13 protein-coding genes are annotated in these 12,993 nt (G+C 61.8%); 12 read left to right on the forward strand and 1 reads right to left on the reverse strand.

Features of this window, described 5'->3' with window-relative positions; genetic code table 11:
* Window positions 1-118 precede the first annotated feature (118 nt).
* The 9 genes from PMI16_RS02405 (at window position 119) to PMI16_RS02445 (ending at window position 8,814) form a co-directional block, all read left to right on the forward strand.
* Window positions 119-985 carry a branched-chain amino acid ABC transporter permease gene (locus PMI16_RS02405; protein ID WP_007876048.1) on the forward strand — a complete coding sequence of 289 codons (867 nt, stop codon included), beginning with the start codon at window positions 119-121 and terminating at the stop codon, window positions 983-985.
* A 33-nt stretch (window positions 986-1,018) separates the two neighbouring features.
* Complete coding sequence (locus tag PMI16_RS02410; protein ID WP_007876050.1) at window positions 1,019-2,068, forward strand: branched-chain amino acid ABC transporter permease; 1,050 nt, start codon at window positions 1,019-1,021, stop codon at window positions 2,066-2,068.
* A complete protein-coding gene (locus PMI16_RS02415; RefSeq protein ID WP_007876052.1) occupies window positions 2,065-2,778 on the forward strand; it encodes an ABC transporter ATP-binding protein in 714 nt (237 codons plus the stop codon). Before PMI16_RS02410 ends, PMI16_RS02415 begins: the two co-directional genes overlap by 4 nt.
* A complete protein-coding gene (locus PMI16_RS02420; RefSeq protein ID WP_007876054.1) occupies window positions 2,778-3,485 on the forward strand; it encodes an ABC transporter ATP-binding protein in 708 nt (235 codons plus the stop codon). The genes PMI16_RS02415 and PMI16_RS02420 overlap by 1 nt, the downstream gene beginning before the upstream one ends.
* 13 nt (window positions 3,486-3,498) lie before the next feature.
* Window positions 3,499-4,275 (forward strand): putative hydro-lyase, encoded by a 777-nt coding sequence (locus PMI16_RS02425; protein WP_237719769.1) that lies wholly within the window; start codon window positions 3,499-3,501, stop codon window positions 4,273-4,275.
* Between the two features lie 90 nt (window positions 4,276-4,365).
* On the forward strand, window positions 4,366-4,968 hold the full coding sequence (locus tag PMI16_RS02430; RefSeq protein ID WP_007876058.1) for a hypothetical protein: 603 nt from the start codon (window positions 4,366-4,368) through the stop codon (window positions 4,966-4,968).
* A gap of 210 nt (window positions 4,969-5,178) precedes the next feature.
* A complete protein-coding gene (locus PMI16_RS02435) occupies window positions 5,179-6,255 on the forward strand; it encodes a porin (RefSeq protein ID WP_007876060.1) in 1,077 nt (358 codons plus the stop codon).
* A gap of 242 nt (window positions 6,256-6,497) precedes the next feature.
* Window positions 6,498-8,162, forward strand: coding sequence for a methyl-accepting chemotaxis protein (locus PMI16_RS02440; protein ID WP_007876063.1), 1,665 nt, complete (start codon window positions 6,498-6,500; stop codon window positions 8,160-8,162).
* Between the two features lie 82 nt (window positions 8,163-8,244).
* Entirely contained in the window at window positions 8,245-8,814 is a 570-nt protein-coding gene (locus PMI16_RS02445) for a winged helix DNA-binding protein (protein ID WP_007876065.1), read from the forward strand.
* Window positions 8,815-8,842: 28 nt separating this feature from the next.
* Here PMI16_RS02445 and pdxR read toward each other — a convergent pair whose 3' ends face one another.
* Complete coding sequence (gene pdxR / locus PMI16_RS02450) at window positions 8,843-10,291, reverse strand: MocR-like pyridoxine biosynthesis transcription factor PdxR (protein WP_007876066.1); 1,449 nt, start codon at window positions 10,289-10,291, stop codon at window positions 8,843-8,845.
* Window positions 10,292-10,383: 92 nt separating this feature from the next.
* Between pdxR and PMI16_RS02455 the strand changes: the two genes are divergently transcribed.
* From PMI16_RS02455 to PMI16_RS02465, 3 genes are all read left to right on the forward strand, one after another.
* Complete coding sequence (locus PMI16_RS02455) at window positions 10,384-10,866, forward strand: GNAT family N-acetyltransferase (protein ID WP_007876067.1); 483 nt, start codon at window positions 10,384-10,386, stop codon at window positions 10,864-10,866.
* A 37-nt stretch (window positions 10,867-10,903) separates the two neighbouring features.
* Complete coding sequence (locus PMI16_RS02460) at window positions 10,904-11,533, forward strand: FMN-dependent NADH-azoreductase (RefSeq protein ID WP_007876068.1); 630 nt, start codon at window positions 10,904-10,906, stop codon at window positions 11,531-11,533.
* A 188-nt stretch (window positions 11,534-11,721) separates the two neighbouring features.
* Window positions 11,722-12,969 (forward strand): HD-GYP domain-containing protein, encoded by a 1,248-nt coding sequence (locus tag PMI16_RS02465; RefSeq protein ID WP_007876069.1) that lies wholly within the window; start codon window positions 11,722-11,724, stop codon window positions 12,967-12,969.
* The last annotated feature ends 24 nt before the right edge of the window (window positions 12,970-12,993 follow it).

The following is a 12,993-nucleotide window of genomic DNA, read 5'->3' on the forward strand; positions in this document are numbered from 1 at the left end:
GGCGGGCCGCCGCAACCGGATCAACAGCGCAATAGTGCAATAGCGCGGCGGCCCGCCATTCGGATTCAATTTTTATCGCAGGTATTTACGGCGCGTAAATATCGTTAAGGGGAAATTTATGACTTGGGAAATTTTGGTGCAGACCCTGGCGTCCGGTTTGTTGATCGGACTGATTTATGCGCTCGTAGCGATTGGTCTGACGTTGATCTTCGGCGTCATGGACATCGTCAATTTCGCGCACGGCGAATTTCTGATGTTCGGCATGTACTCCAGCTTCTGGCTGTTCGCGCTGTATGCGCTGGATCCTATTTTCACCTTGCCGCTGACAGCCTTGTTCCTGTTCGCGCTGGGCACCGTGTTGTACAAGCTGGTGATCCGCAAGATCACCAATGCGCCGATGGTGTCGCAGATATTCACCACCTTCGGGCTGATGATCCTGTTCCGCGGCATCGCGCAGTTTTTCTGGAAGGCCGATTTCCGCACCGTCGAAAACTCGATGGTCGCCGGCCACGTCTCGATCGGCGGCATCCAGATCGGTTCGCCGCAGCTGACCGCCGGCCTCGGCGCGATCATCGTGACCGCCGTGATCTACCTGTTCCTGACGCGCACCAAGCTTGGCGCCGCGCTCGAAGCGACCGCGGCCGACAAGGAAGCGGCGCAGCTCATGGGCATCGATTCGCAAAAAATGTTCGCGCTGGCCTGGGGTGTCGGCGCCGCTTGTGCCGGCGTGGCGGGCGCGTTGCTGTCGACCTTCTTCCCGATCTTTCCGGAAGTCGGCGCCAACTTCATTCTGATCGCTTTCGTCGTGGTTAACCTGGGCGGCTTCGGCAGCGTGGTCGGCGCCTTGATTGCCGGCGTGCTGGTGGGCGTGATCGAAGTGATGGGCGGTCTCTTTCTGGGACCGCAATACAAGATGGCGATCGTGCTGGTGCTGTTCCTGACGGTGCTGATGTTCCGTCCGCAGGGATTGATGGGCAAGGCCTGAGCCTGACCACGATATTTATTCAGAGAGGATTCCATGCTCAAAACAACTTCCAGCCTGCCGCTGACGCCGGGCGCGTCAACCGGCGGCTTTAACAAGATCCACGCCTTGCTGGTCGCGCTGCTCGTACTGGCGCTGGCCTTGCCGCTCTATATCACCAGCCCGTCGCATCAGAACCTGGCGATCCTGATTCTGATGGCCGCGCAGATCGGCGTGGCCTGGAACATCGTCGGCGGCTATGCCGGCCAGGTGTCGCTCGGCCATGTCGCGTTCTACGGCATCGGCGCTTACACCTCGGCGATTTTGTTTTCGATCTACGGTATCAATCCATGGATCGCCATGATCGTCGGTGGCGTCATCGCCGCGCTGGTCAGCCTGGTGATCGGGTGGTCCTGCTTCCGCCTCAAGGGCCACTACTTTGCGATGGCCACGATTGCGGTGGCGGAAATCATCCAGATCGTCTTCACCAACTGGGACTTCGCCGGCGCAGCCGTCGGCCTGACGATACCGATGGGAGAGGGCGGCTGGGCCAGCATGATCTTTGCCGGCAAGGAGCCGTACTACTACATCGCGCTGGGTCTGCTGCTGCTCACGCTGCTGGCCAATTTCATCATTGAGCGCAGCTTCCTCGGTTATTACTTCCGCGCCATCAAGGATGAGCCGGATGCAGCGCGCAGCCTCGGTGTAAGCCTCAGCAAGTACAAGCAGATCGCGTTCGCCGTCAGCAGTTTCTTCACGGCGATGGGCGGCAGCCTGTATGCACAGAAGGAGCTGTACATCGATCCGGCCTCGGTGCTCGGCACCGGCATGTCGATCAAGATGGCGCTGGTCTCCATCCTCGGCGGCATCGGCACCCTGTTCGGCCCGCTGGTCGGCGCCGGCCTGCTGACCGCCATTGAAGAAGGCACGCGCACCATGTTCGGCGGCTCCGGCCGCGGCACCGACCTGATCATTTACGCCGCGCTGATCATCGTCATCGCGGTGTATTACCCGAACGGCATCCTCGGCTACATCAAGAGCACGTTCGCACGCCGCAAAGCGGTCAAGGCGCAAGCTGAAAAAGCGGCAAAGGAGGAGTCCAAATGAGTCTGCTACGCGTTGAAAACGTCTACAAGAAGTTCGGCGGCCTGACCGCCAACCAGGATATCTCCTTCACGGTCCAGGCTGGTGAAATCGTCGGCCTGATCGGCCCCAACGGCGCCGGCAAGACCACCATGTTCAACTGCATCGCCGGTTACTCGCCGCCGACCACCGGCGACATCTGGCTGGAGGACATGAAGATTTCCGGCATGACGCCGGAGCAGTGCGCCCGCGTCGGCATCGGCCGCACCTTCCAGGTGGCGCGCACCTTCACCAGCATGACCGCGCTGGAAAACGTCATGGTCGGCGTTTTCCTCAACGAGCGTGGCGTGGGCGCCGCACGTCGCACCGCGCAAGCGCTGCTGGACTTCGTCAACCTCGGCCGCTTCGCCGACAAGCCGGCCGGCAGCATGACCATCAGCGAACAGCGTCGCCTGGCAGTGGCGCGCGCGCTGGCGGTCAAGCCGAAGCTGTTGCTGATGGACGAAGTCATGGCCGGTCTCAATCCGACCGAAGTGCGCGAGACCGTCGACGTGGTGCTGAAAATCCGCGACCAGGGTATTTCCTGCCTGATCGTCGAACACGTGCTGGAAGGCATCATGCCGATCGCCAACCAGATCGTGGTGCTCGATTACGGCAAGAAGATTGCCGACGGTTCGCCGCAGGACGTATCCAACGATCCGCATGTGATCGCCGCCTATTTGGGAGATGAATGATGCTACAGGTGAGAAATCTGCGAGCCAGCTACGACGGCGTGCTGGCCCTGTCCAAAGTCGATATCGACGTCAAGCCGGGCAGCCTGGTGGCGCTGGTGGGCGGCAACGGCAACGGCAAGTCGACCACGCTGCGCGCGATTGCCGGCCTCAATAAAGTCGACGACGGCAGCATCGTGTTCGACAACACCGATATCGGCAAGGTGCCGGCTTTCGACCGTGTCGGCCTCGGCCTGTCGCTGGTGCCGGAAGGCCGCCGCCTGTTCGGTCGCCTGACCGTGCAGCGCAACCTGGAGCTGGGCGCCTATACGCGCAGCGACAAGCACGAGATCGCCGAGTCGATCGAAGACATGTACGCCACCTTCCCCATCATCAAGGAGCGTCGTCACCAGCTGGCCGGCACCATGAGCGGCGGCGAGCAGCAGATGCTGGCGATCGCGCGCGGCCTCATGGCCAAGCCGCGCCTGCTGCTGCTGGACGAACCGTCGTGGGGCATCGCGCCCAAGTTCGTGACCAAGGTGCTCGACACCATCCAGCAGGTCAACGCCAAAGGCGTGTCGATCCTGCTGGTGGAGCAGAACCTGCACAAGGCGCTGGCGATTGCGCATTACGGCTACGTGATCCAGACCGGCCGCATCGTGATGCAAGGTACCGGCGACGAGCTGCTGCACAACGAAGACATCAAGAAGGCCTACCTCGGAGGACTGTGAGATGAAGATGAACATGGCAATTTTCGACGATGCCCTGTCCGCCGCCGACCTGCGCGCGCTATGCCGTAGCGGCGAATTCGACGGACCGACCGCAGGCTACGCCGACAATCACGTGCAGGCCAACCTGATGATCGTGCCGAAGGAGTATGCCTTCGACTTCCTGCTGTTCTGCCAGCGCAATCCCAAGCCTTGCCCGCTGGTGGAAGTGCTGGAGGCCGGCGCGGTCGAGCCGCGTACGGCGCCCGGTGCGGATTTGCGCAGCGACCTGCCGGGCTATCGCATCTTTGAGAACGGGGTGATGACCAGGGAAGTCGCCGACATCAGCGAATATTGGCGCGACGATTTGGTGAGCTTTCTGATCGGCTGCAGTTTCTCTTTCGAGAGCGCGCTGATCGAGGGCGGGATTCCCCTGCGTCACATCGAGCAGCAGCGCAACGTCGCCATGTACAAGACCAACATGCCATGCGTGCCGGCCGGGCGCTTCACCGGTAACGCGGTGGTCAGCATGCGTCCGGTCAAGAGCCGCGACGTCTCACGCGCGGTGGAAATCACAGCACGCCTGCCGCAGGTGCACGGTGCGCCGGTGCACATCGGCAATCCGCACGCCATCGGCATCGCCGATCTGAGGCATCCCGATTTCGGCGACGCGGTCGAGATCATGGACGACGAGTTGCCAGTGTTCTGGGCCTGCGGCGTGACGCCGCAATACGTCGCCGAACTGAGCAAGCTGCCGTTCTGCATCACACATGCTCCCGGCAAGATGTTCGTTACCGACCGACTCAACGAATAGCCATGTAAACACTACCGAAGCGGCGACCGCGATCGTGGCCGCTGCAGATCCCCAAGCGACGGGAATGTCCGTCATGAACCAAGGAATTTTATGTTGACGCATAAATCCCTGTTGGAAGCGTACGTCCATGCAAAAGACAAATGCTGTCCTTCACTGATCCACGACATCTACGAGCCGAATGCCGTGCTCAGCATCTCCACCTCCGCCAATGCGGTGGCTTTTCCGCCGCTGGTGGTGGGCGCCGAAGGCATCGCACAGACGCTGGTGACGGATTTCGCGACGCGCTTTACGCATTGCCGCACGTACTACGTCTGCGACGACCTGAAGGTGGACGGCGAGCGCATCGAGCAACTGCCGTGGCTGGTGCTGATGCGGGAAGAAGAGACGGCGTCGCTGCGCATCGGCCGCGGCTATTACAACTGGCAGACGACGCATCACCCGGAACAGTTGTGGCGCGTCAGCGAAATGCACATCCGCATCGATCACATGATGCTGATCGCGGATGTCGCCGGCGATCTTCTGACGACCTTGCATTCCTTCCTGCCGTATCCGTGGCTGCCGCCGCGGGTGCTGGATTCATCGTTCGGCTTCATTGCCGAGAGCAGTCCCGATTTCGCCTTCCTGCGTGAATTCAGGAGCAACAAATTCGACTTGCCGCGCGAGCGGCTGATGCCTTGCACCTCTCACGCCTGAGGGCGTACTCGGAGCAAGGGCATCCACAGAATGGCGGCGCGCAGCGCAAGAAAAGCGTTGCACGTCCGGCAGTTCTCTTTGACAGCGGCAGGGCAAAAGGCCAATTGCCTTGCCGTTGCCGAAGAGCAGGCGCGTACCGGCAAGGGGCAGGGCGCGCACAAGCTTTGACCGGTACGCGGTTTTTCGTTTTCATTCAATTGGGGAATCACAATGAAACATAAAGTCTTGGCTGCGGCAGCTCTTGCCGCCGCCGGCATGTACGGAGCACCGGCGCTGGCGCAGTCTTCCGTAACCATCTACGGGCTGATCGATACCGGCCTCGTGGTCGAAAGCGGCGGTTCTGCAGGCCACGTCACCAAGCTGACCAGCGGCATCAGCGGCGGTTCGCGCATCGGCTTCAAGGGCACCGAAGATCTGGGCGGCGGCATGTCGGCGCTGTTCCTGCTCGAAAGCGGCTTCCAGAACGACACCGGCGCATTGGGACAGGGCGGCTTGCTGTTCGGCCGTCAAAGCTATGTCGGCCTGGGCGGCGGCTTCGGTACGGTGACCGCCGGTCGCCAGTACACGCCGCAATACCTGGTGCTGTCGGCCGTCGATCCTTTCGGCACCGGCTACGCCGGCGATGCTGCAAACCTGATGCCGAATACCGGCAACGGCGCCAGCCGCATGGACAACACCGTCAAGTACGCCACGCCGAATTTCGGCGGCGTGACGGCTGAACTGGCTTACGGCTTCGGCGAAACCGCAGGAAGCACCAAAGCCTCGAGCCAGATCGGTGCAGCGGTCGGCTATGCCAACGGTCCGTTGAATGTTCGCCTGGGTTTCCACGGTCGCAACAACGATACGACAACCACCGAGACGGGTACGGGCCGCAGCACCTTGCTGGGCGCAACCTATAACTTTGGTCCGGTCAAGTTGCATGCCGCCTACGGCATCAACAAAGGCCTCAACAGTTCGCCGCTGCGCAATACGGTCAATCAGTACGGTACCGGTGCTGTCGTTGCTTCCACCGACAGCGCGGACATGCTGGTCGGCGTGACCGTTCCGTTTGGCGCGCAACATACCTTCCTGGCGTCTTACATCCACAAGAACGACAAGACCGCATTGAACCAGGATGCAAATCAGTATGCGCTGGGCTACCGCTATGCCCTGTCCAAGCGTACTGACCTGTATGCGATGTATGCGCACATCACGAACAAGAACGGCGCGAATTACACCGTGGGCAGTTCGATTGAAGCAGGTAGCGGCAACAGTGCCTGGAACGCTGGCATTCGCCATACGTTCTAAGCGTCCTTCCGGCGACGGGGCGCGGGCCGGGTGGCTCCTGGAAAAACACCCGGCTTGCGGCCTTGTTCTCCGGGCCTGATTGCCGGCGGCTTTGAGATTTGTCGATTGTGGTCGGGCCGGTATCCCGATGGCAGTCGACGGATTCTTTCTTGAGGGAAGCCGCCGGCCAGGCAGCCGGATTGCGGGCATTGCAACGCGCAGGACTCTGCAAATAAAAATTTGCGAATCGAAGGGAGTGGCAAATGAAGAAACTGACTCGCCTCAATATTGGACAACGCCTCGGTCTCGGCTTCGGCGTGGTCATCTTGCTGATGCTGGCGCTGACCGTGATCGGCGTATACCGCCTGAACCAGATCAACGGCAACATCCGCAGCATCGCCAACGATTCTTATCCGCGCACCGTGATGGCGAACACCGTCAAGGGCGCGCTCGACGAAACGGCGCGCAGCATGCGCAACCTGCTGTTCATGAGCACCGTCGACGAGATCAAGGGCGAGCTGGACGCCATTGCACGCGCCGGCGGCGTCATCGACGAGACGCTCAAACGCCTCGCCGGGGACACGACTTCCGCGGAAGGAAAACGCATGCTCGATGCGGTCAATGCCGCGCGAGCGCAGTACACCCCCGTGCTGAATAATTTCCTGGCGGCGGTCAAGGACGGTCAGGTGGAGCAGGCGCGCGACCTCATCCTGCCGGAGATCGCCCCTTATCAGGCCGCCTACTTCAAGGCGCTGGACAATCTGATCGCTTTTCAAGGCCGTGGCATGGAGCAGGCCGGGCAAGAGGCGGAGCATGTCTCCGGCGCCGCCAGCGTGCTGATGATCGCCATGGCGATCATCGCCACCTTGCTGGCGGTGCTGGTCGGTTATTCGGTCATGCGCAGCATCACGCGTCCGCTCAACGCCGCCATCAACATCGCAGAGCGCGTCGCCGGCGGCGATCTGTCGGTGCGCGTCGAAAGAACGGCGCAAGACGAAACCGGCAAACTGCTGGCCGCGCTGCAGGACATGCGCGACGGCCTGGTCAGTGCGGTGACGCAGGTGCGCGACGGCTCCGATGCGATTTCCGTCGCTGCGCGCGAGATCGCCGACGGCAATGCGAATCTGTCGGCGCGCACCGAACTGCAGGCCAGCACGCTGGAGGAAACCGCCAGTTCGATGCTGGAGCTGACCGACGCCGTGAACCACAATGCCGACAATGCGCGCCAGGCCAACCAACTGGTGCTCAACGCTTCGCAGGTGGCAATGCAGGGCGGCGAAGTGGTGACCCAGGTGGTCAGCACCATGAAGGAAATCAAGGACAGCTCGCGCCAGATCGTCGAGATCATCGGAGTGATCGACGGCATCGCCTTCCAGACCAACATCCTGGCGCTGAATGCCGCCGTGGAAGCGGCACGCGCCGGCGAGCAGGGCCGCGGCTTTGCGGTGGTGGCGGCGGAAGTGCGCGGACTGGCGCAACGCAGCGCCTCGGCGGCGAAGGAAATCGCCGGCCTGATCCAGAATTCGGTCAGGAAAGTCGATGCGGGCAGCGAGCTGGTGGACGCCGCCGGCAACACCATGCAGGACATCGTGCGCAGCGTGAAACACGTGGCCGACATCATGGTCGAGATTTCGGCCGCCAGCGAAGAGCAGAGCGCCGGCATCCGCCAGATCAACGACGCCATCGAACAGATCGACGACATGACGCAGCAAAACTCGGCGCTGGTGGAGCAGGCCGCCGCCGCGACGCAAAGCATGCACGACCAGTCGGTGGCGCTGGGACGGGCGGTGGCGATTTTCAAGATCGATCCGCGCAGCGAGTTGGCGGAGGACGGCAAGGCGCCGGTGGAATTGAAGACGCTGGAGGTCCCGGAAGGCGACAAGCGTGGATTGCTGCGTATGGCGTCGACGCGTCGCCTGCGCGGCTAATGCCTGCACAGCCGGCGGAACGGGACGCCATGTGCGCAGTATCGACAATCCATTTTTTAAAAATGCAGATTCAACATCAACTATGCCTACCGACAAAAAAAGCGTGAAGGCCGGCGTGAAGGCCAATTTTGCCCAGCCAGGCAGTACCCGCAAGGTGCCCATCGTGTCTTCATTGCACCTGGCCTCGGGCAGAAGCAAGGAATTGAGCGAATTCGAATTCGGCATGATCATCGCGAGCAATGCCTTCAACCGCTGGATAGTGCGTTGCATTTCCGCCGCCGGCATGAAGGACATGACCGCCACCGACGTGCTGGTGCTGCATCACATCAATCACCGTGCGCGTGAAAAGAAGCTGGCCGACATCGCTTTCATCCTCAACATCGAAGATGCGCACATCGTCAACTACTCGCTCAAGAAGTTGCACGCGCAAGGTCTCGTCAACACAGAACGGCGCGGCAAGGAAGTGTTGTATTCGACCAATGAGGCAGGACAGGATCTGTGCAAGCGCTACTACGAAATCCGCGAGCGATTGCTGGTGTCGGGGCTGACCGGCGACGATGCAGAAAGCTTCGAACTGGCGGAACTGGCGCGCTTCCTCCGGATTCTCTCGGGCCTGTATGAACAGGCCGCGCGTTCGGCGACGTCGATGTAGGCAAGCGACGCCGATGCCGGCGTCGCGGTCAGGCTTCGAGGAGTTTCAGGATGCGTCGTCCCAGCGCCTCCATGGTTGCGGCGCTGTCGATATTGGTGAAGCTCAGCAGCAGCGCCGGCGGCGTCTGATAGCGGACGGCGCGCTGCGACAAGGCATGCACGAACATGCCGTCCTTACGCATGGCTGCCGCCAGCGCCTTGTCCGAGCGCCTGCCGCGCACGCGCAGGATCAGGTGCATGCCGCCGGGTTGCGGGTCGACGCGCAGGTATGTGCCGAGCAGGCCGTCCAGTCCGTCGGCGGCGATCTTGCGCCGCTCGCCATAGAGCTTGCGCATGCGCTGCACGTGGCGCGCGAAATGTCCTTCCGCGATGAAATCGCTGACGATGTTTTGCGTCAGCACCGGGCTGCCGCTGAACATGGTCCGGCCGGCGGCGGCGAAGCGTTCGATTTGCGACTCCGGTACGACCAGGTAGGCCAGGCGGATGCCGGGAAACAGCACCTTGCTGAACGTACCGGCATACAGCACGCGACCGTCGCGATCTAGGCTCTTGAGCGCCGGCAGGGGGCGGCCGACGTAGCGGTATTCGCCGTCATAGTCGTCTTCCACGATCCAGGCGTTGGCGCGCGCGGCCCAGTCGAGCAAGGCAAAGCGGCGTTGCAACGACAGCGATACGCACAGCGGACTTTGGTGCGCCGGCGTGACGATGGCGGCGCGCGCACGCGGCGCTTCCTGCATTCCCAGCGCAACCTGCAGGCCTTCGCCGTCGACCGGTACCGGCACCGGCGTCATGCCGGCCTGGATCAGGACTTGTCCGGTCGGCTGGTAGCCGGGATCTTCGGTCCAGACTTTGTCGCCCGGTTTGAGCAGCGGGCCGGTAATCAGCTGCAGCGTCTCGCGATAGCCGGAGGTGACGAACACCTGCTCCGGCGTGCAGGCGACGCCGCGCGACAACTGCAGATAGGTGGCGATCTCCCGGCGCAGCGCCGCCACGCCTGCCTGAGGCGGGTAGATCATGTCGCCCGGCGCGGTGGCGCGTATCGAGCGCGCCGCCAGCCGCGACCAGATTTTGCGCGGGAAGGCGTCCAGCGCCGGCAAGCCCATCTGAAACGGCATCGGCATGGATATCGGTGCCGGCGAGTCGGCTGTGGGCGCTGCAACGGTGCGATGGCGCATCGTCGGCGTGGCATGCACGCCGGGTTTCAGTCCCAGCGTCACGATCGTGCCGGCTTGCCCGCGCGTCTCGACATAGCCTTCCGCAGTGAGCAGCGAATAGGCGGCTTCAACGGTGCCGCGGGCGACGCCGAGTTCTTCGGCCAGCGCCCGCGCCGAGGGAATGCGGGCGCCGGGCTTGAGCAAGCGGTCGGCGATGGCGTTGCGGAACCGGGTGTAAATCTGCCGGTAAAAAGCTTCGCCGACCGATGAATCCAGCGCCAGCAAATCCGGCGGCAATGACGCGCGCAGGGAAGGTTTTATCATGGACTAGTCCATATGTCGTTTCTTGGATCTGTGCATTATGCCATCGGCTAACTAAGATGCAGGTTCGATCAGCTTTATGGAAAGGAACATTTATGCAACAGAACCGGCAGGCCATGGAACAGGGCGACGCCGCCTTGCGTCACGCCGACACGCAGGAGACCTTGCGTTCCTGCTACGCGGTGATGAAGCAGCTGCGACCGCACTTGCAGGGCGAGGAAGATTTTCTCGACCGCATCGCGCGCATGCAGACGCAGAGCTATCGCCTGCTGGCGGCGTGGGACGACGACGGCCAGGCGGTGGCGCTGGCGGGTTATCGTTTCCAGGAAAATCTGGTCTACGGCAAGTTCCTCTATGTCGACGACCTGGTCACGGCCGAGACCGCGCGCGGCAGCCGCTGGGGCGCGCGCCTGCTGGATGCGCTGACGGCGGTCGCGGAACACGCCGGTTGCGTGCGGCTGGTGCTGGACACCGGACTGGCCAATGCACTGGCGCAGCGTTTTTATTTCCGACAGGGATTGCTGACCAGCTCGATGCGCTTCGGCAAGCCGATTACTCCCGCGACGGCAACAGCCTGAGAGCGGTCTCCATCAATATTGCGAAGAAGGAAGTTTCATGAAACTGTTTCACGTCGACGCCAGCGCCAAGCGCGAATGGTCCAATTCGCGCGCGCTGTCGCGTCACTTCATCGACTTGTTGAAGGCGCACAAGCCTGAGCTGGAAGTCGACTATCTCGACGTCAGCGTCGACACGCCGGCGCACGTCGACGAACTCTTCACCATCGCCACCTACACGCCCGAAGCGCAGCGCACGCCGGCCATGCAGCAGGCGCTGGAAGCATCCGATGCACTGTGCGCGCGGCTGCTGGCGGCGGACGCCTATGTGTTCGCCATGCCGATGTACAACTTTTCGATGCCGTCGTCCTTCAAGGCCTTCATCGACAACATCGTGCGCACTAATCTGACGTACAAGATCGGCGAGGACGGCAGCTACGTCGGGAAGATGGCGGACAAGGCGCTGTTCATCACCACGCGCGGCGCCGATCTGCGACCGGGCAAACCATTGGGCGGGATGGATGCGCTGACGCCGGCATTGCGCGCGGCGTTCGGTTTCCTCGGCGTGGCCGCGCCGACCTTCGTCGATGCGCAGCCGTTGACGTTCAGCGCCGCGGAAGAGCGCGAAGCGGCGCTGGTGCGAGCAAAAACTGAGCTGGCGGCGATCGCCGGCCGGTGGGTCGGCACCTGAGGAAGTCGGCGGATGTCCCGGTCTTGAGCCATCGAGGTCGGTTTGCGTCTTTTCAAAGAGCAAGTTCGCCAAGGAGGTTGCAAGTCCAGCAACAACATCCGGCCGCGACTTTCATATTTACAATAAAATTTTGGTCTGGGAGAAAATGACGCCATAATTCGCCTGATAGCCTGATTAATTGCAGAAAAATGAGCCGCCTGAAAAAAATAAAAGTCGAACAACTTGAACTGGGAATGTACTTCTGCGGTTTCGAAGCTTCCTGGATCGACCATCCTTTTTGGAGAAATCGTTTCCTCCTGAAAGATGCGGCTCATTTGCAGCAGGCGCGCGCCAGCGGGATTTCGCATTGCTGGATCGATATCGACCAGGGCAAGGATATCGTCGAAGAGGCGGTTGAGGACGAAGAAACCGCGCCCTCGACCGAGGTGGAAGTGGCGAATGCGGCAGAAGAGGCGGCGCCGGTCGTCGTTGAGGCAGATCCTTTTTTTGCCGAGCTGGAGCAGGCGCGCATGCTGTGCGAAAGCGCCAAGGACACCACCAAGGCCATGTTCAGCGATGTCCGTCTGGGCAAGGTTCTCGACATGGACCGCTGCCTGCACCTGGTCGCCCAGGTCACGGCATCGATCTTGCGCGACAGCAGCGCACTGACAAGCATCGTGCGCCTGAAGATCGCCGACGATTACACCTACATGCATTCCGTCGCCGTCTGCACGCTGATGGTGGCGCTGGGACGCACGCTGGGAATGGACGAGGTCGCCTGCAAGGAGGCCGGGCTGGCGGGGTTGTTGCATGACGTCGGCAAGGCCTTCATCCCGGTGGAGATTTTGCACAAGCCGGGCGGCCTGACGCCGGCGGAGTTCGAGGTCGTCAAGCGCCACACCGTTCTCGGCTACGACCATCTGGTCAAGAACTCCAACATCCCTGACTACGCCACCGACGTGTGCAGGCACCACCACGAAAAAGTGGACGGCAGCGGTTATCCGGACGGCCTGAGCGGAGCCGGGATTGCACTGCTCGCGCGCATGACCAGTATTTGCGACGTCTACGACGCGGTAACGTCGGAAAGGCCCTACAAAAAAGGCTGGGATCCTGCCGAGACGCTCACCCGAATGGCGACGTGGACCGGCCACTTCGACAAGACCATTCTCTCTGCCTTCGTCAAGATGCTCGGCATTTATCCGATCGGTTCTTTGCTGAAAATGGAGTCTGGACGACTGGGTCTGGTAATCCGGCAGAGTTCGGTGGCGTTGACCAAGCCGGTCGTGAAGGCGTTCCGCTATACCAGCGAGGGCGAGATCACCGACACCGAGGTGATCGATCTTTCCAGTCCCGACGCGACGGACAGCATCCGTCAGCGCGGCGGCGAAGAGTGGCTTAAATACAATGGGCTGGACAAACTGTGGATGCAGAGGACGCCGCAGCCTCAACCTCAATAACGACGACCGGGAAATCCGGACGCA

This window comes from Herbaspirillum sp. CF444, from assembly GCF_000282135.1.
Classification (GTDB): domain Bacteria; phylum Pseudomonadota; class Gammaproteobacteria; order Burkholderiales; family Burkholderiaceae_D; genus Herbaspirillum.

Coding starts and splice junctions, on each gene's coding strand:
- PMI16_RS02405 (WP_007876048.1), top strand. CDS start 119: ATGACTTGGGAAATTTTGGTGCAGACCCTGGCGTCCGGTTTGTTGATC.
- PMI16_RS02410 (WP_007876050.1), top strand. CDS start 1,019: ATGCTCAAAACAACTTCCAGCCTGCCGCTGACGCCGGGCGCGTCAACC.
- PMI16_RS02415 (WP_007876052.1), top strand. CDS start 2,065: ATGAGTCTGCTACGCGTTGAAAACGTCTACAAGAAGTTCGGCGGCCTG.
- PMI16_RS02420 (WP_007876054.1), top strand. CDS start 2,778: ATGCTACAGGTGAGAAATCTGCGAGCCAGCTACGACGGCGTGCTGGCC.
- PMI16_RS02425 (WP_237719769.1), top strand. CDS start 3,499: ATGGCAATTTTCGACGATGCCCTGTCCGCCGCCGACCTGCGCGCGCTA.
- PMI16_RS02430 (WP_007876058.1), top strand. CDS start 4,366: ATGTTGACGCATAAATCCCTGTTGGAAGCGTACGTCCATGCAAAAGAC.
- PMI16_RS02435 (WP_007876060.1), top strand. CDS start 5,179: ATGAAACATAAAGTCTTGGCTGCGGCAGCTCTTGCCGCCGCCGGCATG.
- PMI16_RS02440 (WP_007876063.1), top strand. CDS start 6,498: ATGAAGAAACTGACTCGCCTCAATATTGGACAACGCCTCGGTCTCGGC.
- PMI16_RS02445 (WP_007876065.1), top strand. CDS start 8,245: ATGCCTACCGACAAAAAAAGCGTGAAGGCCGGCGTGAAGGCCAATTTT.
- pdxR (WP_007876066.1), bottom strand. CDS start 10,291: ATGATAAAACCTTCCCTGCGCGCGTCATTGCCGCCGGATTTGCTGGCG.
- PMI16_RS02455 (WP_007876067.1), top strand. CDS start 10,384: ATGCAACAGAACCGGCAGGCCATGGAACAGGGCGACGCCGCCTTGCGT.
- PMI16_RS02460 (WP_007876068.1), top strand. CDS start 10,904: ATGAAACTGTTTCACGTCGACGCCAGCGCCAAGCGCGAATGGTCCAAT.
- PMI16_RS02465 (WP_007876069.1), top strand. CDS start 11,722: ATGAGCCGCCTGAAAAAAATAAAAGTCGAACAACTTGAACTGGGAATG.